Annotated in this window: 4 protein-coding genes; 1 reads left to right on the top strand and 3 read right to left on the bottom strand. The window is 62.6% G+C overall.

Annotated elements, in window-relative coordinates:
• Positions 1-1,333 precede the first annotated feature (1,333 nt).
• Positions 1,334-1,576 (bottom strand): DUF6522 family protein, encoded by a 243-nt coding sequence (locus WDW90_RS35730; protein ID WP_336492491.1) that lies wholly within the window; start codon positions 1,574-1,576, stop codon positions 1,334-1,336.
• Positions 1,577-1,800: 224 nt separating this feature from the next.
• Positions 1,801-2,070: a DUF6894 family protein gene (locus tag WDW90_RS35725; protein ID WP_336492490.1), complete on the bottom strand. Its 270-nt coding sequence runs from the start codon at positions 2,068-2,070 to the stop codon at positions 1,801-1,803.
• 243 nt (positions 2,071-2,313) lie between these two features.
• On the opposite strand from WDW90_RS35725, the gene WDW90_RS35720 reads away from it, so the two are divergent.
• Positions 2,314-3,234, top strand: coding sequence for a slipin family protein (locus WDW90_RS35720; RefSeq protein WP_336492489.1), 921 nt, complete (start codon positions 2,314-2,316; stop codon positions 3,232-3,234).
• Here WDW90_RS35720 and WDW90_RS35715 read toward each other — a convergent pair.
• A partial coding sequence (locus tag WDW90_RS35715) for a winged helix-turn-helix domain-containing protein (protein ID WP_336492488.1) occupies positions 3,195-3,639 on the bottom strand: 445 nt, incomplete at its 5' end. The genes WDW90_RS35720 and WDW90_RS35715 overlap by 40 nt on opposite strands.

Raw genomic sequence — 3,639 nt, 5'->3', positions numbered from 1 at the left:
GGCAGCGGGTAGATGCCAGCCTCGACATTGGCGAGGTCTCGCCGGAAGAGGGCCACCAAATCCTGGAAGAGGCGGTCGCGATCGGGCACAGGAGCACTGGTCCGGGCACGAGGCCGGGTACTCTCGAGGCCCCGCTCGCGAGCAAGCTCTGCTAACCGCTGCATGGCGAGACCATGACCGACGTACCAGGCCACGCGGGAGAGCTGTTTGGCTCCGTACGCGGCCCGAAGCCCTAAGCGGCCGGGTGAGCTGGTCATTGCTTCAGAGGCAGCCGACTGATGCTGAAGGGCATCGGACATCGCGAGTTCCTCAGACGAGGCACATGAGGGAACACAATAAGCAGCAGGGCGTCACGCAACTTTGCTAATCGTGAGCGGTGCTTGCGGGTAGGTGGTACGAGATCACGCCTGCATCGGCCAGCGCTTCATCGACCGCGACTTGGACGATCCCGGCCACGCCTGCACGATCGCGGTCTACAGGGGCCGGGCTGGCACACGCTGACTCCGTGTTCGACGGGATCCTCGGTCGTTGGCGGCAGGGACAACCCCGGGGATAACAGGGACAGGGAGGAATACGATCTCTATAGAAATGCTCCTGTTATCCCCGACCGAAGAGGGGCGTGACCTGCTGCAGGCCCAATCACGTTCTTGTCCGACCATAGCTGAAGGCCGGTCCGTTTCACGGTGCGGGGTAGAACGTTTCGCCCGCCTCATTCTCGCTGACCAAGCGGGGAGGGGCGGCGGCCCATGACAGGACAGTATGGGCCTGAACGAGACCTCGCCAATGATGCCGGGGAGGTCGGCACGTGAAACTGCATCTGGGCAGCACTGGCCGCTCCGGGACCAATCACGACCGGAGAGAAAAAGACGGACAACACCATAATCTTCCTATCATCACCGTTCTGTTGTGTCCGTGTCCTCACGACGGACGGCGGCTGTCGTCCGACGGCCTTTTCGGGAGGGCCGACCCTCAGCGAAACCCGCGGCATTGGGTTGCCGATGCATCCTCCAGCAGCGATGAGAGTTGTTGCTGCCGATGCGGCACCGCCTCGGCGGCCGGGCTTAGCGTCACCGGGAGTACCGCACGAGGCATGTTGCTAGCCCACATCGGGAGGCGAGGGGAGGGGGGCCCCTGGAGGGGTGATAAGGGGTCTGGAAGCACACAGTCGGCGCAGCTGCGAGCATCACGGTGAAGCCGTAGCCGCAGTCGCAGATGTTCGACGCCGGCCGCAAACTTCATCGCAAGTTTATGACGACTGAAGTGAAGGTGCCGTCGTAAATGAACCGTGGCCGTATTGAGCAGCCAAAAGCACGTGCCCATTGAGGCTCGCCGGTCAGTGACAACTCTCGCTGATCAGTGCGCCGCCATCGTCAATGACGCCATTCCAGATTACCTTGCGGCATTGGATCTTCACTCGCCAGAAGCCTTCCCCACTTCCATCGCCGGCCTGGACAGAGCTGGTGACGAGGCCCAGCAGGATGTCTCGCTGAATATGAGCGGGATTGATGCCGAGCCTGGATGCGAAGAGTTCAGGATCAACAATCCATTTGCCATGGCTGTCGCGTGCGAAATGCATGGCGAAGCTCCGTCGTCAGCTGGGCTGCCCGTGCACCGCTGAGACCAATCATATCACAACCAGGGCAACTCGGCCTGAGGGTTCAGCTCACACTGCGTGGCCGCCGGGATAGCTGCGCGCCAAACCCTTGATGATCTTCGCGCGATGTCGCTGATCCGCACTACGGTCAGGGCTACGTCGCCGCTCAGCCCACTCGCGGTTATGCCGGTCGACTGCCGCATGTCTCAAGTCAGGGGCCTGCCTCCGCGAAGATCGGCCTGCGCGCCTTCCGCAAACTGTAGGGTCAGCACGATCTGCCCTGCTTCGTCGGCGACCTCAAAAGCCCTTCGAAGAGCTTCATCCAAAGGAGCTCCACCTTTCAGATAATCCGCGACTATGCGTTTGGAGGCTCTCAGCGCCTCCCTGCGGACGGCATGAAGGTCTGGCAACTCGATCCCTTCCAAGTCCTGTTCGAGTCCATGGTGATCGCGGACGTTGAAGAGATAGCGTGGCATCGGAGCCTCCTCTCCCTCTTCTGTGATAAGTTACCGCGTGGTGGGCGACATGCCCCGGCCGCAGCTCGCAGGTGCGGCAATAGCAAGCGGCGGGGGCATAGCTTACCCGCTTCGCCGCCCGATGCGATCCGCGAAATGGCGCTTCCTGGCTTGGTGAATCGGTCAAGGGAAGCCAATTCCGGCACCTTTCGTGCCGCTGCGCGGCAATTTTGGGGGCTTCGCTCATCTCGAGGAGCAACCAGCATGAACCCAATCAGCTTGTTTTTGGCAGGTGCCGCTGGCCTCGCCGGGATCGCGCTCGGCGTTCACAGCGAGCCCTGGGCGGGCGCGCCCCTCGTTCTGATCGCCATCCTGATCGCACTGTCGCTGAAGATGGCCAATGCCTGGCAGAAGTTCGTCATTCTGCGTGCCGGCAACCTTCTGGGAGTCAGGGGACCGGGCCTGTTCCTGATCATCCCGGTGATCGACCGTGTGGCGGCCGTGATCGACGAGCGAATCCAAACGACGGCTTTCAATGCCGAGCAGGCCCTGACGAGAGACACGGTGCCGGTCAACGTCGACGCGATCATCTTCTGGCACGTCCACGACGCCCGCAGCGCAGCCTTGGAGATCACGAATTACCGCGAAGCGATCGACCGCGTGGCGCAGACCTCGCTTCGCGAGATGATCGGCTCTTCCATGCTGTCGGCGCTGCTGTCGGATCGCAAGGCGGCCGACGAGCACCTGCGCGATACCATCGGACGGAAAACACTTGCGTGGGGCGTGACCGTGATGTCGGTGGAAATCCGTGACGTCGCGATCCCGGTTGCGCTTCAGGATGCGATGTCGCGCCAAGCCCAAGCCGAGCGCGAGAAGCAGGCCCGCGTGATCCTTGGATCGGCCGAAGCCGAGGTCGCGAGCAAGTTCGTCGAGGCAGCCGAGGTTTATGCAGACCACCCAGCGGCGCTGCAGCTTCGGGCGATGAACATCATCTACGAAACCACCAAGGAGCGCGGGACTACGATCCTGATGCCGAGCGCCATGGTCGATAGCATGAACCCGGCCGTTGCCCTCTCGCTCACTGGGCAAGCGTCTGCGCTCAAGAGTGTCGCCTCAGGCCGTTCTTTTGGCCGAGACGGCAGCGCTCAGCCGACGGCGGAGCGGGGCAGGGTCTCCCGCAGATGATAGCCGCGGCCCCAGACCGTCTCGATGTAGTTCTTGCCGCCCGAAGCATTGGCCAGCTTCCGGCGCAGCTTGCAGATGAAGACGTCGATGATTTTGATCTCGGGCTCGTCCATGCCGCCGTAGAGCTGGTTGAGGATCATCTCCTTGGTCAAGGTCGAGCCCTTGCGCAGAGCCAGCATCTCCAAGAGCTGGTGCTCCTTGCCGGTGAGCTGGACGCGATGGCCGGCGATCCAGGCTTGCTGCTCCCCGAGGTTCACCACCAGATCGTCACAGGCGATCACCTGCTCGCTGTGGCCTTTCGAGCGGCGCACGATGGCGTGGATGCGGGCGACGAGCTCGTCCTTGTGGAAGGGCTTCGTCAGGTAGTCGTCGGCGCCGAAGCCGAGACCCTTCACCTTGTCCTCG

Origin of the sequence: Methylobacterium nigriterrae, from assembly GCF_037106235.1 — a bacterium.
Classification (GTDB): domain Bacteria; phylum Pseudomonadota; class Alphaproteobacteria; order Rhizobiales; family Beijerinckiaceae; genus Methylobacterium; species Methylobacterium nigriterrae.
This window is presented reverse-complemented; position numbering and strand designations above follow the sequence as displayed.